The sequence below is a fragment of the Streptomyces sp. NPDC001549 genome (assembly GCF_042894025.1).
GTDB lineage: Bacteria > Actinomycetota > Actinomycetes > Streptomycetales > Streptomycetaceae > Streptomyces > Streptomyces kutzneri.
The window spans coordinates 154,803-179,976 of sequence record NZ_JBIAVJ010000008.1; the positions used below are offsets into that span (position 1 = coordinate 154,803).

The following is a 25,174-nucleotide window of genomic DNA, read 5'->3' on the forward strand; positions in this document are numbered from 1 at the left end:
GGCCCGGGAGCGGAGGGGGGAGCCCCCGCTGCGGGGGTCAGCGGCAGTTCTGCCCGTTGTTGATGCAGTTCACGGCCTTGTTCATCAGGCCGGTGGACATCACGTTGATGAAGTCGTCGTGGTCGGTCGCCGGCTTGTGGAGCTGCTCGGGGAAGCTGTCCACGGCGAACCGGGCACCCGGCGCCACCCCGTAGGTGAGGCGCATCACCAGCTGCGGAATGGCCTTGAAGCCGTTCTGGCACTTGCCGTTCTTGTCCGCGAAGGCCACGTGCGTCCGGTGGTTGGCGCTGTCGACGTTCTTGCCGTCCCAGCAGCTCTGGAAGTTGAAGGTGCGCACCACGTCACTGCCCTTCGGGCAGACCGGGTACTTGTCCTTCAGCTGACGGTTCTCGAACCCGGTGCAGCTCCAGGAGGCGTTGGCGTTGCCGTTGCCGTTGGTGAGGGCCTTGGCGTCACCGGTGATGATGCGCATGAAGCGGGGCATCGCCGTGACCTTGTCGGTCGGACTGCCCTTGAAGGTGATCGTCACCTGCTTCGGCTTGAGGATGGTGCCGACGTTGCCGTCCTGGCCTCCGCCGGGCGCCTTGGCGTCCTTCTCCACCTTGCCGTCGCGCAAGCGCAGCACGGGCCAGTAGTACGCGGACTGGTCCCCGTTGCCGCAGGTGGTGCCGGACGCGGCGAGGCTGTTGTTCGTGGAGAAGGCATCGGTGGTCAGGTTGCCCACGTAGTCGTGCATGTGGTGGGCGCCGTTGGAGACGCCGGGGGCGACGATGACGTTGTCGGGGTTGAAGTGGCCGTTCTCGTTGCGGCCGCACTGCGAGGTGAAGGAACCCTTCGAGGCGTTTCCTGCCTGTGCGGGATTCTTCACGTTCGGCTTGATCTTGGTGATGTTGACGAAGTCGTTCTTCGCCGGACCGCCCTTCTGCGCGGCGGCCACGGCGGCCGCGCCCTGTTCGCCCTTGCTCGCGGCTGCTGCCGCGCCGTCATCCGCGGCGGCCGCCTGCTTCATCGTGCACGCGGCCAAGGACTGGATCTCCTTGGGACGTTCGCCGGCTCGGCCGATCGCGTCGGCCACGCCCGCGATGGTCTTGTCCCGCTTCTGCTTCAGGTCACCGAGGAGGGCGGCATCGCCCTTCGCCTTTCCGGCGGCGAGCTGCTTGTAGGCCTCGGCGACCTGGTCGTCCAGCTTGGCGAGGTTCGCGTCGACCTCGGGCTTGGCCTTTTCGGGGACCGCGGTGAGTTTGTCTCCCACGTCGGGGCAGTCGATGGTGGACGTCATCCCCCCCGCCTTGTCCTGGCCGGCGGATGCGTTCCCGGCGACGACGGCGACTCCGCCACCGCCGAGTACGAGCGCGGATATCACGCCAAGGACCTTGTTCGACAAGCGTGCGCGTTTGTGGCCCTTTTTACTCATGCGATCACTTCACTTCGTCGGTTGGACATTGTTGGAAAGGGCGTCGAAGTCGACGAGTCCGGTGTCTTCGAGGACCGTGATGTGGTCCAGAACCGTGGTGTTGGCGGATGTGGCGAGGGCCCGGACCATTGTGTTCTTGGTCTGTCCCCGGATCTGGGCCACCAGGGCGAACACCTTTCCGTGGGCTGCGCGCAGCAGTTGAGTGAACAGTCGTTCGTATTCCTCGCCGCGTGCACGGTTCATCTGGCCCAGCCAGTCCTGCTGCTGTGCGGAGGGCTGGTTGGGCAGATCGACACCGAGGGCCTGGCCGACCTGGATGACCTGCCGGTCCAGTTCGGTGTGGCCGTCGATGAGGTGCTGCCCGGCCGTCTTGATCGCGGGCCGGGAGCCGCGCTGCTGGGCCTGGCGGCCCGCGGGTAGCTCCCAGAGCCCGGCGAGCCGGACCTTGCGGATGAAGTCACGGTCCGCGGCGGTCAGTGGCCCGAAGGCCGTGCTCACTGTTCCGCCGCCGTCGTCGTCGGCGCCCGCCGGACCCGCCGCCACGGCGGCCGCGGGTCGGCTACCGAAACTGTCCACGGGTATGAGAAGTGCGATCAGGGTGAGCGCAAGGGCGGTGATGACCAGGCCGCTTCCGATCGTGTATCGCGTGGCCAACGACAAGCTGCTGATGGATCTCCGCCGCATTGACGGCACTGTGCCTCCTCGCTCCAAGGGCCGGGAGGGGGTGGCGGGGCAGGAGGGGCCGCACATGCAGTGCGGAGCGCACCCGCATTCCCGGGGTGTGACGGGACGCTAGTGCCGGGTGCGGCGTTGAGGCCGGAGGACATCACCATCGGATAAACATCCTGGCGACTCCGCGGAAGGCTGATATCTTGCGGCGCGCCCGGACGTTCGCCCGGGTGACGCCGCCGTGCCCTGTCATGCCCGGGTGCCGTCCGGCCGTGCCCGCGTGCCACCGGCCCGGGTACGGGACCGGACCAGGCGTCAGAGGTGTCCACGAGGCGGTCGAAGGCCGCCCCGCGCACCGCCTCGCGCCCCGCGCCACGGCGCGCGCTGAGCCCGGGCCCGGCCGCAACAGCTCCGTCCGGGGCTCCACCGCCCGGCCGTCGACAGGATGCGGCATGGCGGCGCGCCGCAACCGCACCGACCGCCCCTGCTCTCCTGTGTAGACCGCGTTGAAGGGGATTCGGTTCCCGGGCGCGGAGTTCGTCGCCTCGTACGCGACCGCCGCGCGCGGAGCCGGCACCGGACCGTCGGCGATCTCCGACGCGCCCGGCGGCAGCAGCAGGGCCGGCCGGCTCGATCCACCGCTGCTCGCCGAACACGTCCGTCGGGCTCAGCGCGTGCGCCCACGCCAGGGTCCCGGCCGACAGGCCGCACGGCATCGGCAGCCCGGATGAGCGGTCCGGCGCCGGGAACACAGTCCCGCCCAGCGGCCCGCCACGGTCCACGAAGAAGGCGTGCCACTCCAGTTCACCGCCCGGGTACTCGGGCGCCGTGAGGACCGCCAGGGCGGGGTCCGGGCGTTGCGGAAGTCGTCCAGGGTCCGGCGCTCCTCATGAGAAGGAGGGGCGGTGGATGTCGATGCCGGAGTCGAGCATGCCGAGCAGCACCCCACGACCGGAGACGGCCGGGGTGACGCCCCCGCGTGCCCGGGCCCGGCCGTCCGGGATCCACCCCGGCCCGGTCGGCCAGGCCGCAGGATCAGGCGAGCGCCGCGGCCGCCGTCAGCATCCGCTCCGAGGCCCGGTCGTGCCGCGGCGCCGGGGACTCCGGCGCCGGCTCGGCCGTACGGGTGTCCGTCAGGAGTGCGATCAGGGAGGTACGGGCGCGGGCGACGCGGGAGCGCACGGTGCCGATCGGGCAGCCGACGGCCGTGGCCGCCTCGGCGTAGGACAGGCCCAGCAACTGGGTCAGGACCAGGGCCTCCCGGCGCTCGGACGGGATCACGGCGAGCAGTTCCGCCAGGGCGATGCCGTCCTCGAAGCCCGGCACGTCGTACGGCTGGGTCTGTTCGGCGGCGGTCTGCCAGTCGCAGCGGTCCGAGAGTCTGGGCCGCGCGGCCGCGTGGCGCAGGCTGTCCACGACCGTGCGGCGGGCTATGGACAGCAGCCACGTCCGCGCGGAGGAACGGCCCTCGAACCGGTGCAGGCTCGCCAGCGCACGGAGGAAGACGTCCTGGGTGAGGTCGTCGGCCGCCTGGGTGTCGGCACTGAGGTAGGCCACGTAGCGCCAGACGTCGCGGTGGAGCGCACGCACGAACCGGTCGGTCTTCACGGGATCGCCGTCACGGGCGTCCAGCGCCAGCCGGGTCACCGCCGCATCGGAGTCGGGGGTGCGCCGGGCCGGCCGGTCGCCGGCGGTACAGGAGGGGGTCGTCAGGGCAGCAGTCATCGCCACAAGGTCCTTACGGGCAAGGGGAGTCCGGCGCCGCGAGCGGCGGGGCCGGTGAGGAGTTCGGCAGGCCGGAAGGCATGGCCGAGGCCCGAGGCGCGGTGTGCGGGTGCGAGAGCGGTCGCGGACGCGGCTCGGGGAACCAGCTGTCAGAGGACAGCGGTTCCCGCCGGCGGACCCCGAGAGGTGATGGCGTGGACGAGGAAGAGCCGGCGCGGCGCGCGGTGGCGGCGCCGGCGGCGGATCCGGACGGGCGGCCGGTGCGCGGGCACCGCCGTACGGAGCAGCAGGCGCAGCGGAGTCCAGAGGCGTCCGGCGACGGCGCGCACCACGCGGAAGACGGCACGCTCGCCGTGGGCGAGCCACAGCCCGCACAGCACGGCGGCCAGCAGGTGCGCGGCCAGCATGCCGGCCGGAGACATGGCGGCCGCCTCATGCACACCGCCCGGCAGCGGCCCGCCGGTCGCACCGGACGCAGCAGTCACGGCGGTCATGGCGGACGCGGCGTCCGCCGTTCCGTGCATGGCGTGGTGCAAGTGGGCAGGCGCTTGCGGCATTCCGGCGCCGGGCGGCTGCGACATCGACGACATCGACGACATCTGCCCGGATCCGGTGGCAGCGGCCGGCCCGACGAGGGACTGGGAGAGGGAGAAACCGGCGTGGAGCACCGCCTGGACGGCGACGGCCGCCGTCGTCACGGCGAGCAGCCCGCGTTCACGTCCTGCGAGCGCCCAGGCCGTCGCCGCCGTGCCGGGGAAGGCGACGGACAGGGCCCACCAGGGCACTGCCGCACCCGACATGAGCAGGTGCCCGGTAGCCGCGAGCAGCACACAGAGGGCTGCGAACATCGCAGCCCGGAGGGCGCGGAAACAACGGACCGGGTTCATCGAGGGCTCATCCTTGCACCGGCCTCCCGAGCCGCACATCAGGGTGCGCACTTCCGGACAAGTTCCCACGCCCCGGCTTGTCATGGCCGGGCCGCCCGCCTCGTGTGGTGCAGGGCACAGCGGAGGGAGGGAACCTGCCCGCCACTCCATCCGACTGCCTACCCGCTCGGTCGAAGAGTTCAACGTCCTGGGAAGGGAGACTTCGTGACGGCGGAGGGGACGGCGACCGCATCGCCGGCGGAGAAGGAGGGTGCGGCGGGGCGGCAGTTGACCGCGCTGCTCACCTGCGCCATGGCGTTCTCGATGCTGCAGCTGTTCCTCCTCGGGGCGCTGGGCCCGCGCCTGGTGACCGAACTCGGCGTATCCCCGGCCGTGCTGGGGCTCACGACCACGATCGGCTTCGGGACCGCCGCCGTCCTGTCCCCGGCGGGCGGCCGGATCGTGGACCGGATCGGTCCGCGGCGCTCACTGGTGGTCCTGCTGCTGGTCTCCGCGGCGGCACTCGCCCTGATCGGCGCCGCGCCCGGCGCCGGGCTGCTGCTCGGCGCCGTCGCACTGGGCGGCGTACCCCAGGCGCTGGCCAACCCGGCCACCAACAAGGCCGTGCTGCGCGCCGTTCCGCCCGCCCGGCGGGGCGCCGTGACGGGGCTCAAGCAGTCCGGGGTCCAGCTCGGCGCCTTCGCGGCCGGACTGCCGCTCGCCCTGCTCGCGGGCGGCATCGGCTGGCGGGGCGCGGTCTGGACCGGCGCCGGCGCCGCCCTGCTCGCCGGGCTGTGGGCCCTGCGCGTCCTGCCCGCCGACCCCGCCGCGCCGCCCGCGGGGCCCCGTACGGCTCTCGTGCCGCGGGGGATGGTGGCCTGGCTGGCGGTCTTCTCGCTGTTCCTCGGCGCCGGGATCGCCTCGGTCAACACCTACCTCGCGCTCTTCGGCGCGCAGCGCCTGGACATGGGCCCGACGGCGGCGGCCGCCCTGGTCGCCGTACTGGGCGTGGCGGGGATCGCGGGCCGGGTCGGATGGTCGAAGGCGGCCCGGCCCGGACGGGCCGAGTGGCTCCCGGGGTGGCTGGCCTGCGGGGCGCTGAGCGCGGCGGCCCTGCTGGCGGCCGCCCTGGTGGCGGGCCCGCTGGTGTGGGTCGGGGCGATCGCCGTCGGCGTCTTCGCCGTCTCCGGCAACGCCGTCTCGATGGTGCTGGTGATGCAGCGGGCCGCCCCCGGCCGGGCCGGGCAGGACTCGGCGCTGGTCGCGGCCGGGTTCTTCGGCGGATTCGCCGTGGGCCCGCCCCTGTTCGGGCTGCTCGCGCAGAGCGGACGGTACGGGCCGGGCTGGCTGCTGGTCGCTGCGGAGTTCGCGGTGGCGGCGGCCGTCGCGTTCCTGTGGGCCGTACGCGACCGGCGGGAGGGCGCGGCATGAGCGCGGGCGGCGAAGCCTGGCCGGCCCCGGTCCTCGCGGCCGTCATGGCGCGGGTGGCGGTGACCGCCGAGGCGGTCGGCTCCCGCTTCCCGCTCTACGCCGAGCCGGACGACGGGCGGTGGACGACCACCGGCCGCGGCTCGTGGACCGGCGGGTTCTGGGCCGGGCTGCTCTGGCTGTGGGCACGGTACACCGGCGACGCGGCCGACCGGCGTGCCGCCGCCGCGTGCACGGCCCGGCTCGAACCGTGGGTACGGGCCGACACCGCCACCCGCGGCCTGATCCTCTGGTACGGGACCGCTCCGGCCGGGGACGACGCCGGGGCCGCCGAGCTCCGGGGCCGCGCCGCGCACGCCGTGCTGTCGGCCTACGACCGCGAACTCGGGCTCGTGCCCTGGGGGGACGCGCTCGGCGGGCCCCGCCTGCTCGCCCGCGTGGACGGGGTGCCGGGGACCGTACCCCTGCTGGCCGGAGCCGGACCGCAGGGCGCCGCCGCGGCGGCGGCCCACCTCCACCGCCACCTCGATCTCTGCCTCGGCGCGGGCCGGGGCCTCTCGCTGCGGCCCGCCCTGCGCTTCGACGCGGCTGCGGGCTGGCAGCCCTGCGCGAACCCGCCGCCGGGCTGGAGCCGGGGCCGGGCCTGGCTGCTGCTGGCGGTGGCCGACGCCCTGCTGCGCCCGGACCCGGCGGCGCCCGGCCCGGCCGCCCGGCTCGCCGAGGCGGCCGAACTCCTCTCGGCAGAGGGCGAATCCCCGGCCGGAGGGCTCGTCCCGGCGGCCGACGCCGCCCGGCCGGACGGCCCGCTCGACACCTCGGCCGCCGCGATCACCGCGGTCGCCCTGCTGAAACTCGCCCGGGTGCCCGGCCCCCGGGCGGACGCGTACGCGTACCGGGCCGAGGCGATCCTCCACCGCCTCGCGGAGAGCCACCTCACCGGGCCGGACTCCGGGCGCCCGCCCGGGATGCTGCTGGACGGCTGCTACGACGCCGGGAAGGAGCTGGCCGTCCGGCACGAGCTCGTCTGGGGCGACTTCTTCCTGGCACTCGGCCTCGCCGCCCTGCACGGGCTCGTCGACATCACCCGCGTCTAGTGCTGTGACCGGCAGGGTTCACCGGGTCACGACGCCCGGCACGGCACCTCGCCGCGTTGCCGGACCGCGCACGTACGTCCCGTACACGAGCGCCCCTCCGCCTTGCGAGGCACCGCACCGGACGACCCGGGCTCATCCGACAGGATCCGAAAGAGACGGCCCAGGCTCCGGGCCGCCGTCCCGTGCGTAGCCGCGCAGGACCCGGCGGGCCACGGAGGTGATGTGGAGCTCGTCCGGTCCGTCGAGGATGCGGGCGGCCCGGCCGGTGCGCAGGAGTCCGGGCAGAGGGGTGTCCGGACCGAGCCCGGCGGCGCCGTGGACCTGGATGGCGGAGTCCGCGACCTGCTGCAGCATGCGCGCGGCGGCGACCTTGGCGAGCCCCACCTCCGTACGCGCGTCCCGCCCGGCGGCGATCAGCGCCACCGCCTCGTGCACCAGGGGGCGGGTGGTGCGCAGGGCGAGCAGGGCGTCGAAGACATGACTCTGGATCAGCTGCTGGTCGGCGAGGGGCCCACGGGACCCGCTGCGGGTGGCGGCCCGCTCACACATGAGGTCGAAGGCGCGCCGGGCCTGGCCGAGCCAGCGCAGGCAGCGCAGCGTACGGCCGAGCTGCAGCCGCTCACCGGCGATGGCGAGCGCGTCCCCGGGCTCGCCGAGGAGGTGGTCGGCCGGGACCCGGACCCGGTCGAGCTCGATCTCGTACTGGCCGCCCGCACCGAGGACGGGGAGTTCGCGTACGACGCGGAAGCCGGCCGACCCGGTGGGCACGAGCAGCAACGACAGCCCCTCGCGGTCACCGGCGCTCCCGCCGGTGCGGGCCATGACCGTCACCAGGTCGGCGCCGGCGGCGCCGGAGGTGAACCACTTGCGGCCGGTGACCAGCCAGCTGCCGTCCGGCCCGCGCTCGGCCCGGGTGCCGGTCCGCGAGGGGTCGGTGCCGGGGACGTCCGGCTCGGTCATGGCGTAACAGGCCCGCATCTCCCCGGCGACCAGCGGCTTCAGGTACGCCTCGCGGACCGCGGTCCCCCCGTGCCGCGCCAGCATCGTCACGTCGAGCAGCGGGGCGGATCCCAGCGCGGCCGGACCGTGGTCGCTGGCCCCCTCCGCCTCGGCCACGGCGGCGTACGCCCCGAACCCCAGCCCGCCGCCGCCCAGTTCCACCGGGAGCGGCAGCGCCCACAGGCCCTCCTCCTGTGCCTGGGCGCGCAGTTCGGCCAGTTCTCCGGCCGCCGCGGGCCCGCCCCCCTCCAGCACCGGCTCCCGGGGGATCACCCGGGTGCGGACGAACCGGTCGATCCGCCCCATCAACTCATCCGCCCCCGCCGCCTGTTGCGCGTCCGAGGTGTGGTCCGTGCCTGGATCCGTCACTTCTTTTCCTCCTCATTCCCGGGAACTCGCGGGAACGGCCGACCGACTCCCTGTCCGTGGAACTGGTCGGGTGCGGACGCTCCCGGGTTCCCCAGATTCGGTAAGACCCGGGCGCCGGCCACCGCCGCGCCAGGAGAGGAGAGGCATGGCGTCACCAGCAACCACGCAGACGGTCCGGCCGCTCGACACACTGCGCTTCGACACCTCGGGGCCCCCGCAGATCACGAGCGTCATCGCCGACCACCTGCGGCTGCTCGGCGCACGGACGGACCGCCCCGCACAGGGGGACGCGTCCACCGGCACCACCACCGGCGGCACCGCCACCACCACCGGCGGCACCACCCTCGTGGGCGGCGGTTTCGACCCGGCGCACGCGACGGCCACCTGGGCGGATCCCCTGAGCGGGCTCGTCGACGAGGCCACGGTGCAGGCCGCCACCGGCATCATGGCCGTACACGGCAGGCGCGATGGCAGCCCGCGCGGCCTCGCCGTCGACTACGCGGCCACCGCCACCGGAGTCCTTGCCGTACAGGGGCTGCTCGCGGCCCTCGTGGGCCAGGCCCGCGGCGGCGCCGCCCGCGCGGTCACCACCAGCGCGGACCGGGCGGGCCTGCTCGCGGTCTCCCAGTACCTCGCCGCCGCCGGGGCCGACGAGGGTGAGGCCGCCGAACTCGCCGCCGGAGGACCTCCGTTCACCTCCGCCGACGGCGTCCTCTTCGAACTGGAGACCCTCGATCCGGGTGCCTGGGCGGCCTTCTGGAAGGCCCTGGAGGCGCCCGCGGAGGCCCTGAGGGCCGGCTGGCGGCCCTTCCAGTTCCGCTACGCCACCGCCTGCGCTCCCTTCCCGGCGGCCCTCCACCTCACGGCCCGGTCCCACACCTGGGAGCGGATCCGCCGGGCCGCGGCCGCCTACGGCACCGAGGTGTGCGCCCTGCACCCGCTCACGGAACGGGCCGCGGAACGGGCCGCGGAGCACGACGGCGCCGCCCCCTGGTCCCTGGCGCGGTCGGCCACCGGACGTCTCACCGCCAGGTCGGTCCGGCTGCCCGGCGCGGCACCCGCCGGCGGACCCCTGGCCGGGCTGACCGTGCTGGAGGCGGGCCGTCGCATCCAGGCCCCGCTCGCGGCTCATCTGCTCGGGCTCCTCGGGGCCGACGTGATCCGGATCGAACCGCCGGGCGGCGACCCGCTGCGCGGCATGCCCCCGGCCTGTTCCGGGATCTCGGCGCGCTGGCTCGCCCTCAACCGGGGCAAGCGGGCCGTGGAGATCGACATCAAGAAGGAGGCCGACCGCCTACGGCTGCGGGAGCTGGTGGCCGGGGCCGACGTCTTCCTGCACAACTGGGCGCCGGGCAAGGCCGCCGAGCTCGGCCTGGACTCGGGGGACCTCGCACGGGTCAATCCCGCACTCGTCTACGCGTACACCAGCGGCTGGGCCGACCGGATCGAGGACGCCCCCATGGGCACCGACTTCATGGTCCAGGCACGTACGGGCGTCGGCGAGGCCGTCCGCCCCGACGGCGAGGCCCCGGCGCCCTCGCTGATGACCCTGCTCGACGTGCTGGGCGGACTGCTCGGCGCCGAGGCCGTCCTCGCCGGGCTGCTGCTGCGCGAGCGCACCGGCCACGGCGTACGGGTGGACTCCTCCCTGCTCGGCGCGGCCGACACGCTGACCGCCCCCGCCCTGCGCCGGGCGGCCCGCGGCGAGAACCCCCGCCGGCCGGCCGGATTCCGGCTCCCGCGGCCGACGGCGGACGGCTGGCTCGCGCCGGCCGACGCCGACGCCCCCGCCGTGGCCGCCCACGACCTGGGCGGCCTGTCCACGACCGAGGCCCTGGCCCGGCTGCACGAGCACGGGCTGACCGCGACCGCGGTCACCACCGAGCTGTCCGACCTGCACCACGATCCGCGCTTCCCCGGCTCGATCAGCCGCGACGCGCACGGCGCCCCCGCAGTCCCCGACCCCTGGAGCTTCGTATGACCGCCGACAGGCTCGTACTGCACGACCTGCTGCCCGCCGAACTCCGACGGTCCTGGGTGGTCGACGGGACCTGCCCCGACCTCGACCTCTACAGCCTCTTCCGGGCACGCCAGATCGCCGACCTGCACCGCACGGCCGTCCTCGATGCCAAGGGCAAGCTCTGCTACACCGCGCTGGACCGCAAGGTGCGATGTCTGGCCACCGGCCTGCGGGAACTCGGGATCGGCCCGGGCGACGTGGTCGGCGTTCAACTCCCCAACAACCGCTTCGCCGTCATCGCCGATCTCGCGCTCGCCGCGCTCGGCGCGATCGCGCTCCCGTTCCCGGTGGGCCGGGGCGTCCTCGAAGCCGAGTGCCTGCTGCGCCGCGCCGAGGCCGTCGCCGTCATCGCCTCCACCGAGCACCGGGGGTTCCGGCACGCGGCGGATCTGAGCACGCTCGCCGGGGCGCTCCCGGACCTGCGCCACGTGATCGCCGCCGGCCGCGGAGACGCACCTGAAGGAACGATTCAGCTGTCGGGCCTGCTGCGTTCCGACCCCAATGGATTCGTCCCCGCCCGGCCCGATCCCGACAGTGCCGCACGCATCCTCGTGTCCTCCGGCTCCGAGGCCGAGCCGAAGATGATCGCGTACTCGCACAACGCGCTGGCCGGCGGACGCGGGAACTTCCTCGCCTCCCTCATCCCGGACCGCACCCCGCCGAGCTGCCTGTTCCTCGTACCGCTGGCGTCCGCCTTCGGGTCCAACGGCACCGCCGTCACCCTCGCCCGGCACGGCGGCACCCTCGTCCTGCTCGACCACTTCACCCCGGAAGCGGCCATCGAGGCGGTACGCGAACACCGGCCGACCCACATCCTCGGCGTGCCCACCATGGTCCGCATGATGCTCGAACGCCTCGACGGGACGGACGAGAAGCTGCCCGCGCCCACCGCACTGGTCCTCGGCGGGGCGCCGCTCGACGAGACCACCGCGGCCGCCGCGGCCCAGGCCTTCGGCTGTCCCGTGGTGAACCTCTACGGCTCCGCCGACGGCGTCAACTGTCACACCGGACTCGGCAACACGGTGCCGCCCACCGACGGATCCGGGGTCGTCGCCGGCCATCCCGACCCCCGGGTCGCCGAGATCCGCATCGCCGACCCCGACACGCACGAACCGCTGCCCGACGGCGCCGTCGGCGAGATCATCTCGCGCGGCCCGATGACCCCGCTGTGCTACGTGGGCGCGCCCGACCTGGACGCCCGCTACCGTACGCCCGACGGCTGGGTCCGCACCGGTGACCTCGGGTACCTCGACTCCGACAGCGTCCTGCACATCGTGGGCCGCCTCAAGGACATCGTCATCCGCGGCGGCGCCAACATCAGCCCGGCGGAGGTGGAACGCGAACTCACCGCGCACCCCCAGATCCGGGACGTGGCCTGCGTCGGCGTGCCGGACCCGCTGATGGGGGAGCGGCTGGCGGCCTGCGTGGTACCGCGCGGAGGGCAGCCCCTCACCCTCGCCTCCCTCGGCGAACACCTCACGCGGCGCGGGCTGGAACGGAGCAAACACCCCGAGCGGCTGCTCCTGATCGCCGAACTGCCCCTGACGGCGGCCGGCAAACCGGACCGCGCGGCCCTGCGCGAGCGCCTCGCGGCGACCTCCGCGATGGCTCCGCCGCTCGCACAGGCGGGCTGAGGGACGGGGCCCGGCGGCAGGCACCGCCCGCCGGGCCCCACCGGACGGACGAGCGCGGCGGGGCCGGCCGGCCCCGCCGCGGACGGCGCCTCATCAGAGGCCGGGGGCCCGGGCCGGGCACCCGCCCGGGGGCCTTGCTCAGGCGCGGGTCCGCGATCAGTGCGCCGACGTCGTCGTAGCGGGCGACCTGCCACACCACCAGCCCGCTCGCCCTGCGCTCGCAGGACACCGGCGCATGCCGGCGCAGCCACGCGAAGTACGGATACGGGTCACGGGTACGGCCATCCATCAGGGCCGGCGGGGGCCCGGCCGGCGGGCACACGGTTCTCGAGGTCACACCCGCCCAACGATCACTGCCCCCGGGAAGAAACGATCAGCCTTCGACCGGAGCCTCCGTCCCGAGTGCTGCGCCACAGCGCCTCGATCGTCGGCGCGAGCTGTTCGTCGATCTGCGCTCGGCGCTCACCCACATGGACATGGACCGTCGGGTGCGTACCCTCATCGGAAATCATCGCGTGAGATAGGCGGTCGGTACGACACCCGGCCTCCGCGCCTCATCGAGTCCGCCGACCAGGGCTGGTACGAGCCGTTACGGCGCGCGGGCGTCCTCCCGGCACCGGAGATCCGTCCGGCGCCGGGTACGTCCAGTGGTACCGCTCGATGAGGAGTCCAGGAGTCCAGGAGTCCAGGAGTCCAGGAGTCCAGGAGTCCTCGCTCGTCGGGCGGTGCAGCCCCGCGCCCGGGTTCCCGTTCGGGGTGCGGTCCGACGGCCCAGGCACGGTGGAGTGCCCCGCGGAACGGCGAGCCGGTACACCCGGCAACGGCCGGTTCCCGTCCGGGCTCGCGCGTCGGCCGCGGGGCTGCTCAGGGGCAGTCGGTCAGGAGGCGCCCATGGCCTTCTTCAGTTCGGCCGCGGCGTTGCGATAGACCGGCAGGAGGTCGAGGTCCTCGCCGGGATAGTTGACGATCTTGACCTGCTTGGCGCCGGAGTCGGGCAGTACCGTGCCGGTGGACATGTGCGCGTTGTCCAGCACCAGCTCCGGCTTCTTCGCCGCGAGCTCGGCGAGCTGCGCCGGGGTCACGGCCTCGGGGCCGTAGGTGCCCACCGGGGTGGCGCCCGCGAGCTTCGCCGACCACGCGGTGAAGACCTGGGCCACGACGGAGGGACTCTTGCCGCCGGGCCACCCGGCCTGGACCTCCTTGTTCAGCTTCGCGTACTCGGTGTCGAAGCCGGTCTTCCACTTCGTGGCGGCGTCCGCCGTGCCGAAGAGGGCTCCCAGCTTGTCGACCTCGGCCTTGGCCTTGTCGGGGTCGTTGTCGAGGTTCACCTCGACCAGCTTCGCCTTGGAGCCCGCGGCCTCCTTGATCTTCGCGGCGTACGGCTCGAACGGCGCGTAGAGCACGAAGTCGGCCTTGGCCACGGCGGCGAGGTCCGAGGGCTTGGGGTCGTAGTCCGGGGCGTGGTGGACGGACTGCGGCACGATGACCTTGATGTCCTCGGCGCCCGCGGCCTTCGCGAAGGCGCCCTCCCAGGTGGTGGTGACGACCACGACCGGCTTCTTGGCCTGCGGCTGCGTGCCGTCCTGGGACTTCGCGTCCTGGGGTGAAGGGGTGTTCCCGCAGGCGGCGGTCAGGACGAGCGACGCGCTCAGTGCGAGGAGGGAAGAGATACGGACGCGGGTGCGCGCCATGAGCTGATTCTCCGTTCGGGTATGAAATGCACCGCGAGGACCAGTGCCCCCGCGGTCAGGACGAGGACCGGGCCGGGCGGCCAGTCCAGCCACAGGGCCAGCAGGAACCCCGTCAGATTCACCGCCACCCCGATGCCGACCGCCCAGAGGGTGATCGACTTCAGTGAGCTGCCCAGGCGGCGGGCGGCGAGTGCGGGCAGCAGGGTCAGGGCGTCGACGAGCAGGGCGCCGGTCAGTTTGATCGCCCCGGCGACCGAGATGGCGACCAGTACCAGCAGGGCGGCCGTCAGGGCCCGCACCGGTACGCCGGAACACAGGGCGAGCTCGCGGTCGTAGAGGAGGAGGCCGATCTCGCGGCGCCGCCACCAGAACAGGCCCGGTACGGCGACGGCCAGTACGCCGAGGACGATGAGGTCCGGTGTCCCGACCGACAGGATCGACCCCCAGAGCAGGGCGAAGGCGCCGGAGGCGTTGACCCCCGACACGGCCAGCAGGAGCAGCGCCGCCGCGATGGCCAGGCTCATCAGCAGGCCCATCGCCCCGGACAGGCCGTCCGGGGTCCGGGCGAGCGGGGCCACGCCCGCGCCGGCCAGCGCGCAGGCCACCAGCGCGCACAGCATGGGGTCGAGTCCGGTGAGGAGTCCGACGGCGATGCCCAGCAGGGCCACGTGCATCATCGCGAACCGCACCGGCATGATGTCGAGCCCGACGATGACCACGCCGATGACCGGCAGGCCGATCGCGGCCAGCAGCAGGGCCACGCCCGCCCGTTGCACGGGCAGCAGCTGGAGGAGTTCACCGAGGTCGGCGGCGGCCAGGTTCACCGGACCTCCCGCAGGTGGCCCGCGGCCATCTCCAGTACGCGGTCGCAGCGGTCCGCGAGGGCCCGGTCGTGCGTCACCACGATGAGGGTCACCGGCAGGGAGGTGAGGACGTCCGCGGCCTCCGACTGGCCGTCGAAGTCGAGGGCGGCGGTCGGCTCGTCCGCCAGGAGCAGCTCGGCTCCCGCGGCGATGCATCCGATCGCCCGGGCGAGGTACATCCGCTGCAACTGGCCGCCCGAGAGGGTGTGCAGGGGCCGCCCGACGAGCGGGCCCACACCGAGCCGCTCCGCGGCCTCGGCCGCCTCCGCCGGAGCGTTGCTGCCGGCCAGCAGTTCGGCGCCGAGCAGGGGGAAGCGGCCGGCGGCCGGCTTCTGCGGGATCCAGGCGCAGGCCCGGCGCCGCCAGGCCCACTCGGCGGGCGACCGGCCCTCGCGGCCGCCGACCAGGATCGAGCCCGTCGTCTGCCGGTGCAGACCGAGGACGGCGCGCAGCAGCGTCGTCTTGCCCGAGCCGTTGGTACCGGTCAGGGCCACGCGCTCACCGGCGGCGATCTCCAGATCGACGTCCGAGACGGCCTCCACCCGGCCGTGCCGGCACACGACCTCCCGCATGCGCACATCCAGCCCGCCCATCACACGCCTCCTCCGCCGCGCGGGAAGGCGAGGATCCGCCTCCCACGCGGCAGTAGTCGGATGGGAGGCGCCCGGGGTTCCCGGCGGTCCGGGGCCGATTCCGCGGAGGCCCGGAACCGCCGGCCCGGACCGAGGCCGGATGCAGACCGATGCAGACGGGCTGCAGCCCGAATGCAGGCCGGATTCAGACCGGGTGGCCGGCGTCGTCCGTGTGGTCCCTCTGGCCGGAGAACTTGTTCAGGAACACGTCGTAACGCCCGTCGGGGCGGCGGGTCATGGTTGCTCCGTCCTGCCAGATGCCACAAAGGGCCGAGTGCCGCCGCGTCCACGGTGAAGACCTTCGACGGCGCACTTGTATCCCCCGTCCGGGGCGTCGACCCGGAGGTTGACGTGGAACCAGGCGCCCTCCGTGTCCGGGGTGTCGCGGAAGTGCTTGTGCAGGGTCCCGGCCAGCACGCCGTAGCGGTCGAATGGCATGGTCCCCGGCAAGCACCGGGCCAGCCGGCCGGGTGGTTCCGGCGCGCGGGCGCGAGGGGGATCGGGGCGGACCGGACCGGGTGGCCCTACGGTCGGTCCCGTGCGGCCCCTTCGGACCGCGCGAGGCGCCTACGCAAGAGGTCGAACCTTCATGAGTCTGAGCATCCGCAACCAGCTCGCGGGCACCGTCACCGCCGTCACCGTCGGTGAGGCCATGGCGACGGTCAAGGTCCGTCTGGACGGCGGCGAGGAGATCACCGCGGCCATCACCGCCGACGCCGTCAAGGACCTCGGCATCACCCCGGGCTCCGCGGTGAAGGCGCTCGTCAAGGCCACCGAGGTGGCCCTCGCCACCGGCCCGGTCGAGAACATCTCCATCCGCAACCAGATCACGGGCACGGTGTCGGAGGTCACCGTCGGCCCGGCCATGGCCGCCGTGAAGGTCAACGTGAACGGGGGCGGACTGACCGCGGCCGTCACCGCCGACGGTGTCCAGGCGCTGGGCCTGGTCCCCGGCTCCTCCGTCGTGGCGCTGATCAAGTCGACCGAGATCTCCCTCGCCAGTGCCTGAACCCCCCATATCGCCGGTACCGTTCGCACGGTCCCGGCCGCGCTCAGAGGCCCGGCGCCGCCAGGGCGCCGAACCACACGTGCGTGACCGCGCTGACATAGCGCGCCCCGCACCGGTCCGAGGGCACCACCAGCTGGGCCCCGGACTCGTCCAGGTCCTCCCCGTCCAGACGGGTGGCCAGCAGCACCGGACTGCCCCCGAAGTCGGCGTCCAGCTCGGCCCAGGCGAGGACGCTGTGGTGGCCGTCCCCGCCGCTGACCGCCAGCAGGAAGCGCGACCGGTCCTTGCGGCGCCGGGCGTCGAAGGCAGGCCCCGCGCTCGCGACCACGTCACGCAGCAGCACGCCCTCGAAGACGTGGTGCTGCGGGCCGTTCGTCGCGCAGTCGAACACCACCTTGGCCGGGTGCTGCTCCCATGCGCGCAGGTCGGCGACGCTGAGCAGCGCCGGGCGGTCGAGGTCGCCGTGCAGCATGAGTTTGGCCATACGAGCCCGATTCCCAGATCTCCTCGCCCCGGAAACGTATCTGCCAGCCTCATCTCACCATGTGAGTTGCATGTGAGTGCGTTCTACCCCCTCGCGGCTTGCATCCTCTGCCAGACGACATCTCTGGTCACCGGCATCTCCGTGAACCGGACCCCGGTCGCGTCGCGCAGGGCGTTGGCGAAGGCAGGGGCCACCGGGTTGAAGGGGCTCTCACTCATCGACTTGGCGCCGAGCGGGCCGATCGCGTCTGAGGTCTCCATGAAGTGGACCTCCGTGCGCGGGACATCCGCGTACTGCGGGAGCCGGTAACGGCGGAACGCCGCCGTAGTGACCTCGCCGCGCTCGTCCACCCGTACCGTCTCGAAGAGGGTCGCCCCCAGCGCCTGGGCCACACCGCCCTCCACCTGGCCGCGGTACTGCATCGGGTTCATGACCTTGCCGGCGTCGGCGGCGTGCACACTGCGCAGGATCTTCATCTCGCCGGTGTGCGGGTCGACGGCGAGGCGGAACCACTGGGCGTTGAAGGCCACCGAGCGGGGGGAGCCGGTCCAGTGGCCGTCCGCGGCCATCTCCTCCAGCTTGCCCTTGTCGTACGCGGCCTCGTACAGCTCCTTGAGGGTGACGATCCGGCCCGCGCAGTCGAAGGCCTCGGGCCCCAGCTTGCACAGGTGCCGGGCCACGCCCGTGTGGCGGGCCGCGAAGGTCTGCAGGCGCTCCGCCAGCGAATTCGCCGCCAGCATCACCGCCTTGCCCGCCACCACCGTGCCGGCCGAGCCGAACGCGCCGGTGTCGTGCCGGACCGCATTCGTGTCCGACTGGCGGACCGCGATCCGGTCCACCGTCGTGTTCAGGGCGCCGGCCGTGATCTGCTGGTGGACGGTGGTCGTGCCGTTGCCGAACTCCGCCGTGCCGACCACGATGTCGTACGTACCGTCACGCAGCAGGCTCACCCGGGCGTCGGCGAAGTGGCCGCCGGGCGGGCCGGTCGCGATCATGGCGACCGCCGTGCCCGTGCCGGTGAGCCAGCCGTCGGGGACGTCCTCGCGCGTTCCCTGGCGAAGGCGGCGAGGACCACACCGTCGACGGCCCGGGAAGCCAGTAGGCCAGGTCGGTCCCGACCACGCCGGTGGAGCCGGTGTACTCGGTGCTGCCGTCGGGGCTCGGCGAGGTGCCGTTGATCTTGTTGCCGTTCGACGAGGTGCCGGTGCCGATGGCCTGGGCGATCCCGCCGCCGGAGATCAGGCCGCTGCTACAGGCGGCGCTGGTGGATATCTCGGAGAAGGCGGAGCCGGGCCCCATGGTGGCGCCCGGGGTCTTCACGGTCGCGCCGACCGTGTTGGCGTACGCGATTCCCGGTACCGACAGGGCCAGCAGGGCGCTCACGACCAGCGCCTTTCCCGCGGCCGGGCGCCGTAGAAGCATCTTTCGCATCAGAATTTCCCCTTCGGAGGTGGATCTCGGCTGGAGGCGGCCATGGCCGCACGGCCTCCGACGCATCCGTGGTGGTTCTCGGGACTTCGGTCTGACCGAGGTGCTCGGCACGGCGTCGAACCAGGTTGTGGACAGCCGTGACGGGGCGGAGTGTGCGGATTGCGCCTGCGGAATGTATCAGTCAGATAAGGCTGCAGATGAGGTGGATCTCATGATTTCGCCTAGCAAATGCTGTATTCACCGGTAGCTGCTGATCGCCGTCGCGTCGAGGCGTTATGTCCGATGATGAGGATTTTCCAATCCCTCATCCCGTTCGCGGCGAATCCCTGGTGAGGCTCCTGAGGTCGAAGGGGCCGCTGAACCGACTGTCCGATGAAGGGAAGGAGGTGAGTGCGATGACCGGTTCGCTGCGCACGCGGCGCCTGATCGTCGGAGCCGCGTCCGCCGGGCTGCTGGCCGGCGGGTCGCTGCTGGGCCTCTCCGGCACCGCGAACGCCGCCCCGGCGGCGTCCGCCACGGTGAGCTCGACGCTCACCGGTGACCGTGACCGTGACCGTGATCGTGATCGTGACCACCGTCAGGACCGCCACGACCGCCACAACCGGTGGGACCGCCATGACCGGTGCACCTGGGTTAAGGGGCACTGGGAATCCAAGTGGCACCACGGCACCTGGCACCAGGGCTACCGCGACCACCACGGCGACTGGCACGACGGCTGGTGGGGCAAGGGCCACTCGAAGCACTGGGTGCCCGGCCACTGGAACTGCCACAGCAAGTGGTAGCCCGTAGCGCCATGGCACCGTAGCGCCGACCTGGCACAAAGGGGTTCCGGGGTCACCGCCCCGGAACCCCGTCCGTTCCCGGCCCCCGGTCCGGCCCGGATCCACCGGGGCCGCTCGCACAGCGAGGAAACCGTCATGGACACCGCAATCGCATCCCCGGCACGGCCGAGGACCGTGCACCACCCACTGCCCTCAGGACCGCAGGCCGCCGGGGAAGCCCGCCGCAGCGCCGCGCGCACCCTGGCCCTGCACCCCGTGCGCTGCCCACAGGAGACCGCCTGCGACATCCTGCTGATCGCGTCTGAACTCGCCACCAACGCGGTCCGGCACGCCATGCCCCCGTACGCGCTCACGATCAGCCTGGACCGGGGCCGGGCGGGCATCTGCGTCAGCGACGGCTCGCTCTCCCTGCCGCAGCGGGGCGACGGCCGCGGGACCGACGCCACCCGGGGGCGCGGGCTGCAGATCGTCCGGGCGCTCGGCGCGGACCTGTTCGTCAGCCGCTCACCGCGCGGCAAGCAGGTCATCGCAGTGATCACCTGGCGGGACGGCTGACCCGACGGTTCCCTCGAACGAGGGAACCGCGCGCCGTCCCGGAGCGTGAATGCCCTCCCATCCGCGCGCGCCTCCGCTACGAAGAACCATCAGACCCATCACCTGGACCTGTGGCCGACACCGCGCTGCGCGGCGGTCCGGCCGCTGCTCTCCGGACAAGGACCACCATGCGATGGACACCCCGCCCCCGGCCGGACGCCACCGGCCGACCCTGCGCCTGGTCCCCCCGGCCGGAGCCCGCACCGTGAATCAGCAGAGCCCCTTCGGTCCCGACCCCACCGGAGGCCCCACCGGCCGCACCGGCCCCACCGGGCTCCCCGAGGTCGTGCGGCAGGTCGCCCACGGCGACAAGGAGGCGTTCTCCGTCCTGTACGACGCCCTCGCCCCCCTGGTCTTCGGGATCGTGATCAAAGTCGTACGCGACCGGGCCCAGTCCGAGGAGGTCACCCAGGAGGTCATGATCGACCTGTGGCGGCAGGCCGCCCGCTACCGGCCCGATTCCGGCAGCGTCACCACGTGGGCGGCGACCATCGCCCACCGGCGGGCCGTGGACCGGGTCCGCTCCGCCCAGGCGTCCACCGACCGGGAACGCGCGCAGGCCGCCCGCGAGCACCGGACGGCCTTCGACGAGGTCGCCGAACAGGTCGAGACCCGCCTGGACAGCGAACAGGTCCGCCGCTGCCTGCGCGGCCTCACCGAACTCCAGCGCCAGGTGGTGACCATGGCCTACTACCAGGGCCTGACCTACCGCGAGGTCGCCGAAGTCCTCCACGCGCCGCTTCCCACCGTCAAGACACGCATGCGCGACGGACTGATCCGGCTCCGCGACTGCATGGGGGTGACCGCATGAGCCGGCGCCGGTCCGACAGCCACGCCCTCACCGCCGCCTACGCCCTGAACGCCCTGGACGCCGGCGAACGCGAGCCGTTCACCGACCACCTCTCCCGGTGCGAGGAGTGCCGCCTGGAAGTGGCCGGGTTCCAGGCCACCGCAGCCCGGCTGGCCGCCGCCGTGGCCCAGCAGCCCCCGGCCGCCATGAAGCGGCGGACCCTGGCGGCCGTCGAGGGAGTGCGCCAGCTCCCGCCCCGAAGCTCCACCACCCTCTCCCCGGTCCCGCTGCGCGGCGCGCTGCGCCGCAAGGCCGGCCGGTTCGCCGTGGCCGCGAGCGTGGCCGCCGCGGCCCTGTTCGCGGGCCTGGCCGCCTGGCAGAACCAGGAGAGCCGCCAGTACGAACAGCAGGCCCGGCAGATCGAGCAGCGCCTCGACGACGTCAGCACGGTCCTGGCCGCTCCCGACGCCCGCGCGGCCCACGGCCGCACCGGCAACGGGGCATCCGCCACCGTCGTCTCCTCCGCCCTGCGCAACAAGGCCGTCTTCACCGCCGGCGGACTGCCCGCGCCCGTCCCCGGCACCACCTACCAGCTGTGGCTGGACCACGACGGCACCATGCGCCCGGCCGGCTTCATCCAGCAGGACGGCACCGTCCTCGTCGACGGCGACCCCGCCGACGCCGCCGCGATCGGCCTCACCCTCGAACCCGCCGGAGGATCCCCGCAACCCACCACGACCCCCCTGCTCCTGATGGACCTTCCCGCCTGACTCCGGCGAGGGGACGGAGCCGGGGCTCAGGGGGTCATGTCGTAGGTGACCCACATGGTCCGCGTGGCGACCCGGTCGTACTTGGACCGTGCCCGGTGGTTGTCGTCGGCGGTGATCCAGCGGACCACGCTCCAGCCGCGCTCGGCCGCGAGCTCGCGCAGGGCGCCGAGCAGCAGGTCGGCCGCGCCCGAACCGCGGTGCTGCGGCGCCACGAACAGGTCGTCGAGGAAGCAGCCGACCGTCGCGGAGAGCGGGCGCGCGAACGGACGGTAGTGGGCCAGGCCCAGCAGCCGCCCCTCGGTGTCCTCGGCCACCAGGGCGCTGACCTCGTGGCCGGGGTCGGTCACCCATGACCAGACCGTGGCGGCCGCCTCCTCGGTCTGCTCCACCCCGTAGAACTCGGCGTAGCCGCGGTAGAGGGCGCGCCACTGGGCGAAATCGCCGGCCCGCACGGAACGCACGCTGATGTCGGACATAGGACCGGACTCCCGGGATCGAAGGAAAGCGGAGCGGAGCGGGGCGTGTGCGCCGCCGCTCCGGCGCAGAGCTTCGATCATGCTGGAGCCGGGCGGGCCCGGCAGGTGCCGGGGTGTCGAAAAGCGGGCCGTCCCGGCGCCACGATGTACGGGTACGGCCGGCGAAGCCCTGCGCGCCGAACACCGCTGTCGGCGCGCAGGGGCTTCCTGCACCAGGTCACTCCGTGACCGCGAGAGCCGCCAAGCGGTCCGGAGGGTGGTGGCCACGGCCAGTCAACCAGGAGCGGCCCGGGGCGGCACCTGGTGCAGGGCACGGAACCAGGCCGCCCCGCCCCGCGGCGTCATGGTCGATCATCCAAGAGGTCAATCGGGCATGAGCATGGGCATATGCTAGGTCGTTGGTACCATTTGCCTGGTGACTGCCGGCCGATCGCCGGTCGGTGCGCGTCTGCGATGACGAGCGCCCGGTGCTCGCCCCCGTGCCCGCCCCAGGCCGCCACGCGACGCCCGGCGTGCCCGCCCGGCCTGCCCGCATGATGATGTGGAGAGGACGGCGTGCGGAAGGGGGCGTCTCGTGCCATCGGCCCGGCCGGGGGGCGAGGAGACCCACGGCCCGATCTGGGCCGAGCCGGGGTCGCTGCTGGAGCGCGTGCCCGTGGCCGTCCTCGGCATCGACGAACACGACCGAGTCTGCTTCTGGGGGCCCGGCGCCCGTGACCTCTTCGGGTACGAGCCCGGCGCCGTCCTCACCCGGCCCGGCGCCGTCCTCTTCGCCGATGCCGCGCGCGGTAGGTCCGCATCGTGCGCCCGGCTGACGGAACAAGGCCGTACGCAGGGCTACTGGCGGGGCCGGCTGACGGCCCGGCACCGTGACGGCACCGTCTTCGACTGCGGCTTCCGGTCCTTCTCCGTCACCGGATACGGCCCCTCGGTGGTGATGGTCCTGTCGAGCCGCAGCGACGAACTCGACCGCGTCAAGACCAACCTCGCCTTCCTCGACGCCCTCTTCGAGACCTGCCCCATCGGCCTGGTCATGATCGACCAGGACCTGCGGTACATCCACCTCAACCAGGCCCTCGCCGACATGGACGGCCTGCCCATCGAGGCCCACCTCGGACGGCACATGGACGAAATCATGATCATGTCCGACGGTGGTGAGTACGAGCGGATGCTCCGCGCCGTCGCCCGGGGCGGGGCACCCGTCGTGGGGACGCTGGTCGGGGTGCGCCCCCGGGGGCATCCGGACCGCGACCAGGTGCGGTCCGTGAGCTTCTTCCCGCTGAGCCAGGCGGTCGGCACGCGCCCGGGGGTGGGCGGGCTGATGGTGGACGTGACGGACCGGGAACGGGCCATCCTGGAAGCCACGGCCAGCCGCCGCCGGCTGGCGCTGCTGGACGGGGCCTCCACCCGGATCGGGACCACCCTGGACGTGAACGTCACCGCCCAGGAGCTGGTCGACGCGTCGATGCCGGACTTCTGCGACGGCGCCGTGGTCGAGGTCGTCGAGTGGATGGACGAGTCGGAGGACTTCGACCCGGCGCGACCGCTGATCACCCGCCGGATCGCCTCCGGGACGACCCTGCCCGCTCCGGCCGTCGAACTCGTGAGCGGAGTGGAGAAGGTGCGGTACCCGCCGGGCTCCGTCATCCACGACATGCTGAGCACCGGCCGTGCCATCTCGGCCGTCGTGGACGAGGAGTTCCTGGCCCGGACCGTCGTCATCGAGTCCCGCGCACGGCTCATGGCCGAGAGCGGGGTGGCCTGCATCCTCGTCGCCCCGCTCATCGCCAGGGGCACCGTCCAGGGGATCGCCATCTTCGGCCGGTCGCCCGCCCGCCCGCCCTTCAGCCCGGAGGACGTCAGCCTGGCCGGCGAGCTCGCCTCGCGCGCCGCGATCTGCCTGGACAACGCCCGCCTCTACAGCCGGGTCCAGGACATCGCCCTCACCCTGCAGCGGGCCCTGCTGCCCAGCGCGCTCGCGGCCACCCCGTACGTGGACGTGGCCCACCGGTACGTGCCCGGCAGCCGGATCACCGAGGTCGGCGGCGACTGGTACGACATGATCGACCTGCCCGACGGCCGGGTCGTCCTCGTCGTGGGCGACGTGATGGGGCACGGGGTGTCGGCGGCCGCCGCCATGGGGCGCCTGCGGATCACCACCAAGGCGCTGGCCAGGCACGACAGCGAGCCCGCCGACCTGCTCACCGAACTCGACGCGTGCGCCCAGGAGGCCGGCATCGAGCTGGCGACCTGCCTGTACATCGTCTACGACCCGCGCGACGGACGGGCCCGTATCGCCAGCGCGGGCCACCCCCCGCCCCTGGTGCTCCGGCCGGACGGCACGGTGCAGACCGTGGACGAGGTGCTGGGGGTCCCGCTCGGCGTGGGCGGCTGCCCGTTCCGGACGGCCGAGGTCGAACTGCCCGAGCACTCGATCCTCGCCCTGTACACCGACGGCCTCATCGAGGCGCGGGGCCGGGACATCGAGGCCGGCCTGGACGCGCTGCGCGCCGAACTGGGCAGGGACGGGAGGCCGTTGGAGGAGATGGCGGAGCACATCCTCGGAAGCCTGCTGCCCGACCCGCCGACCGACGACACCGTGCTCGTCCTCGCCCGCGTCCACCGCTCCCACCGCCCGCGGCCCTGAGCGGGGTTCAGCCGCGGTGGGACACCCCGGCCGTGTCCAGCGCGGCGCCCGCCAGCGCGGCCAGCGCGACCGCCACCGAGCGGGCGTCCTCGGGCGGCAGGCGGCGGCCGGGAAGGGGGGCGAGGAGGAAGCGGCCGTAGTAGTGGCCGCCCCCGACGACCCGCAGCTCGGTCTCGCCGTCCGGCCAGTCGGCGTACCCGGTGACCTCGTCGCCGCGGCGCAGCCACAGGCCGCCGTCGTGCTCCAGCCGCGGTCGGTGCCCGATCAGGGTCCCGTACTCGAAACGGCAGCCGCGCAGCCCCAGCAGGCCGATGAGCTCCCGGCGGACGAACTCGACCACCGCGTCGGGCGAGCCGCCCCGTTCGGCCAGCCGAGCGGTGCCCTGGAGGCTGGACAGGTGCGCGGCGCCGGTGACCACGACCGCCTCCAGCCTGCGGGCGCGGACGGCCGGTTGCGAGACGATCAGCCCGACAGCCAGCAGGAGGACGGCCGTCTGGAGCTCGTCCCGGTCGGCGATCGTGAACCGCTCGTAGGGCCGGGCGAGGAGGAAGAGGCCGAACCAGGCGGCCGCGGAGAGTGCGGCCAGGGCCGCGGCGGCCCGGGTACCCGAGGCCGCGATCACGACCACGGCGACGGCCAGGACCAGGGCCTCGTTCGCCGGGGAGAGCCAGGTGCGCAAGGGGACGAGCGCGAGTGCCACGAGAAGGGGCACCACCAGGGCCCCGAACAGCGCCGCACGGTCGTGGAGTCGGTACCCGGGCATGTGTTGCCTCCCGTCCGGAGGTGA

Annotated in this window: 22 protein-coding genes and 1 pseudogene; 10 read left to right on the forward strand and 13 right to left on the reverse strand. The window is 73.5% G+C overall.

Going from position 1 to position 25,174, the window contains the following annotated elements; genetic code table 11:
- Nucleotides 1–37: 37 nt before the first annotated feature.
- From ACFY04_RS16330 to ACFY04_RS16345, 4 genes are all read right to left on the reverse strand, one after another.
- Nucleotides 38–1,414 carry a DUF1996 domain-containing protein gene (locus ACFY04_RS16330; RefSeq protein WP_389117170.1) on the reverse strand — a complete coding sequence of 459 codons (1,377 nt, stop codon included), beginning with the start codon at nucleotides 1,412–1,414 and terminating at the stop codon, nucleotides 38–40.
- A 9-nt stretch (nucleotides 1,415–1,423) separates the two neighbouring features.
- The gene (locus ACFY04_RS16335; protein WP_389117172.1) at nucleotides 1,424–2,068 is read right to left on the reverse strand and encodes a DUF4142 domain-containing protein; all 645 of its coding nucleotides are present in this window, start codon (nucleotides 2,066–2,068) and stop codon (nucleotides 1,424–1,426) included.
- A 1,050-nt stretch (nucleotides 2,069–3,118) separates the two neighbouring features.
- A complete protein-coding gene (locus tag ACFY04_RS16340) occupies nucleotides 3,119–3,808 on the reverse strand; it encodes a sigma-70 family RNA polymerase sigma factor (RefSeq protein WP_389117173.1) in 690 nt (229 codons plus the stop codon).
- A 149-nt stretch (nucleotides 3,809–3,957) separates the two neighbouring features.
- Nucleotides 3,958–4,695, reverse strand: coding sequence for a hypothetical protein (locus ACFY04_RS16345; RefSeq protein ID WP_389117175.1), 738 nt, complete (start codon nucleotides 4,693–4,695; stop codon nucleotides 3,958–3,960).
- A gap of 204 nt (nucleotides 4,696–4,899) precedes the next feature.
- Here ACFY04_RS16345 and ACFY04_RS16350 point away from each other — a divergent pair, with 204 nt between their 5' ends.
- Both ACFY04_RS16350 and ACFY04_RS16355 read left to right on the forward strand, forming a co-directional pair.
- Nucleotides 4,900–6,105 carry an MFS transporter gene (locus tag ACFY04_RS16350; protein ID WP_389117176.1) on the forward strand — a complete coding sequence of 402 codons (1,206 nt, stop codon included), beginning with the start codon at nucleotides 4,900–4,902 and terminating at the stop codon, nucleotides 6,103–6,105.
- A complete protein-coding gene (locus tag ACFY04_RS16355) occupies nucleotides 6,102–7,196 on the forward strand; it encodes a sugar ABC transporter permease (protein ID WP_389117178.1) in 1,095 nt (364 codons plus the stop codon). The genes ACFY04_RS16350 and ACFY04_RS16355 overlap by 4 nt, the downstream gene beginning before the upstream one ends.
- 132 nt (nucleotides 7,197–7,328) lie before the next feature.
- Here the strand turns inward: ACFY04_RS16355 and ACFY04_RS16360 are convergent, their stop codons facing one another.
- Nucleotides 7,329–8,501 (reverse strand): acyl-CoA dehydrogenase family protein, encoded by a 1,173-nt coding sequence (locus ACFY04_RS16360; protein WP_389117378.1) that lies wholly within the window; start codon nucleotides 8,499–8,501, stop codon nucleotides 7,329–7,331.
- A 208-nt stretch (nucleotides 8,502–8,709) separates the two neighbouring features.
- Here ACFY04_RS16360 and ACFY04_RS16365 point away from each other — a divergent pair, with 208 nt between their 5' ends.
- Together ACFY04_RS16365 and ACFY04_RS16370 are read left to right on the forward strand one after the other, a co-directional pair.
- The gene (locus ACFY04_RS16365; protein WP_389117180.1) at nucleotides 8,710–10,545 is read left to right on the forward strand and encodes a CoA transferase; all 1,836 of its coding nucleotides are present in this window, start codon (nucleotides 8,710–8,712) and stop codon (nucleotides 10,543–10,545) included.
- Complete coding sequence (locus ACFY04_RS16370; protein ID WP_389117182.1) at nucleotides 10,542–12,218, forward strand: class I adenylate-forming enzyme family protein; 1,677 nt, start codon at nucleotides 10,542–10,544, stop codon at nucleotides 12,216–12,218. Before ACFY04_RS16365 ends, ACFY04_RS16370 begins: the two co-directional genes overlap by 4 nt.
- An 878-nt stretch (nucleotides 12,219–13,096) precedes the next feature.
- Here the strand turns inward: ACFY04_RS16370 and ACFY04_RS16375 are convergent.
- Genes ACFY04_RS16375 through ACFY04_RS16385 form a run of 3 tightly spaced genes read right to left on the reverse strand, consistent with a single transcriptional unit; the run spans nucleotide 13,097 to nucleotide 15,365 of the window.
- On the reverse strand, nucleotides 13,097–13,909 hold the full coding sequence (locus ACFY04_RS16375) for a metal ABC transporter solute-binding protein, Zn/Mn family (RefSeq protein ID WP_389117184.1): 813 nt from the start codon (nucleotides 13,907–13,909) through the stop codon (nucleotides 13,097–13,099).
- On the reverse strand, nucleotides 13,867–14,733 hold the full coding sequence (locus ACFY04_RS16380) for a metal ABC transporter permease (protein ID WP_389117185.1): 867 nt from the start codon (nucleotides 14,731–14,733) through the stop codon (nucleotides 13,867–13,869). The genes ACFY04_RS16375 and ACFY04_RS16380 overlap by 43 nt, the downstream gene beginning before the upstream one ends.
- Nucleotides 14,730–15,365: an ATP-binding cassette domain-containing protein gene (locus ACFY04_RS16385; RefSeq protein WP_030016709.1), complete on the reverse strand. Its 636-nt coding sequence runs from the start codon at nucleotides 15,363–15,365 to the stop codon at nucleotides 14,730–14,732. The genes ACFY04_RS16380 and ACFY04_RS16385 overlap by 4 nt, the downstream gene beginning before the upstream one ends.
- 628 nt (nucleotides 15,366–15,993) lie before the next feature.
- Between ACFY04_RS16385 and ACFY04_RS16390 the strand changes: the two genes are divergently transcribed.
- Nucleotides 15,994–16,413, forward strand: a complete 420-nt coding sequence (locus ACFY04_RS16390) for a molybdopterin-binding protein (RefSeq protein WP_389117187.1) — start codon at nucleotides 15,994–15,996, stop codon at nucleotides 16,411–16,413.
- A gap of 43 nt (nucleotides 16,414–16,456) precedes the next feature.
- Here the strand turns inward: ACFY04_RS16390 and ACFY04_RS16395 are convergent, their stop codons facing one another.
- The 3 genes and pseudogenes from ACFY04_RS16395 to ACFY04_RS16405 form a co-directional block, all read right to left on the reverse strand.
- On the reverse strand, nucleotides 16,457–16,897 hold the full coding sequence (locus tag ACFY04_RS16395; protein WP_389117189.1) for a molybdopterin-dependent oxidoreductase: 441 nt from the start codon (nucleotides 16,895–16,897) through the stop codon (nucleotides 16,457–16,459).
- 83 nt (nucleotides 16,898–16,980) lie between these two features.
- Nucleotides 16,981–17,940 (reverse strand): annotated as a pseudogene (locus ACFY04_RS16400) (xanthine dehydrogenase family protein molybdopterin-binding subunit); the annotation flags it as partial.
- Nucleotides 17,831–18,328: a hypothetical protein gene (locus ACFY04_RS16405; protein WP_389117190.1), complete on the reverse strand. Its 498-nt coding sequence runs from the start codon at nucleotides 18,326–18,328 to the stop codon at nucleotides 17,831–17,833. The gene ACFY04_RS16405 and the pseudogene ACFY04_RS16400, both read right to left, overlap by 110 nt.
- A gap of 395 nt (nucleotides 18,329–18,723) precedes the next feature.
- On the opposite strand from ACFY04_RS16405, the gene ACFY04_RS16410 reads away from it, so the two are divergent.
- The 4 genes from ACFY04_RS16410 to ACFY04_RS16425 all read left to right on the forward strand — a co-directional run bounded on the left by ACFY04_RS16410 (nucleotide 18,724) and on the right by ACFY04_RS16425 (nucleotide 21,264).
- On the forward strand, nucleotides 18,724–19,110 hold the full coding sequence (locus ACFY04_RS16410; protein WP_389117192.1) for a hypothetical protein: 387 nt from the start codon (nucleotides 18,724–18,726) through the stop codon (nucleotides 19,108–19,110).
- Nucleotides 19,111–19,245: 135 nt separating this feature from the next.
- The gene (locus ACFY04_RS16415) at nucleotides 19,246–19,665 is read left to right on the forward strand and encodes an ATP-binding protein (protein WP_389117194.1); all 420 of its coding nucleotides are present in this window, start codon (nucleotides 19,246–19,248) and stop codon (nucleotides 19,663–19,665) included.
- A 172-nt stretch (nucleotides 19,666–19,837) separates the two neighbouring features.
- On the forward strand, nucleotides 19,838–20,515 hold the full coding sequence (gene sigK / locus ACFY04_RS16420; RefSeq protein WP_389117196.1) for an ECF RNA polymerase sigma factor SigK: 678 nt from the start codon (nucleotides 19,838–19,840) through the stop codon (nucleotides 20,513–20,515).
- The gene (locus tag ACFY04_RS16425) at nucleotides 20,512–21,264 is read left to right on the forward strand and encodes an anti-sigma factor domain-containing protein (protein WP_389117198.1); all 753 of its coding nucleotides are present in this window, start codon (nucleotides 20,512–20,514) and stop codon (nucleotides 21,262–21,264) included. Before sigK ends, ACFY04_RS16425 begins: the two co-directional genes overlap by 4 nt.
- Before the next feature lie 26 nt (nucleotides 21,265–21,290).
- Here the strand turns inward: ACFY04_RS16425 and ACFY04_RS16430 are convergent, their stop codons facing one another.
- A complete protein-coding gene (locus tag ACFY04_RS16430) occupies nucleotides 21,291–21,740 on the reverse strand; it encodes a GNAT family N-acetyltransferase (RefSeq protein WP_389117200.1) in 450 nt (149 codons plus the stop codon).
- Between the two features lie 574 nt (nucleotides 21,741–22,314).
- On the opposite strand from ACFY04_RS16430, the gene ACFY04_RS16435 reads away from it, so the two are divergent.
- On the forward strand, nucleotides 22,315–24,387 hold the full coding sequence (locus ACFY04_RS16435; RefSeq protein WP_389117202.1) for a SpoIIE family protein phosphatase: 2,073 nt from the start codon (nucleotides 22,315–22,317) through the stop codon (nucleotides 24,385–24,387).
- 7 nt (nucleotides 24,388–24,394) lie between these two features.
- Here the strand turns inward: ACFY04_RS16435 and ACFY04_RS16440 are convergent, their stop codons facing one another.
- On the reverse strand, nucleotides 24,395–25,150 hold the full coding sequence (locus ACFY04_RS16440; RefSeq protein ID WP_389117203.1) for a DUF4118 domain-containing protein: 756 nt from the start codon (nucleotides 25,148–25,150) through the stop codon (nucleotides 24,395–24,397).
- Between the last annotated feature and the right edge of the window lie 24 nt (nucleotides 25,151–25,174).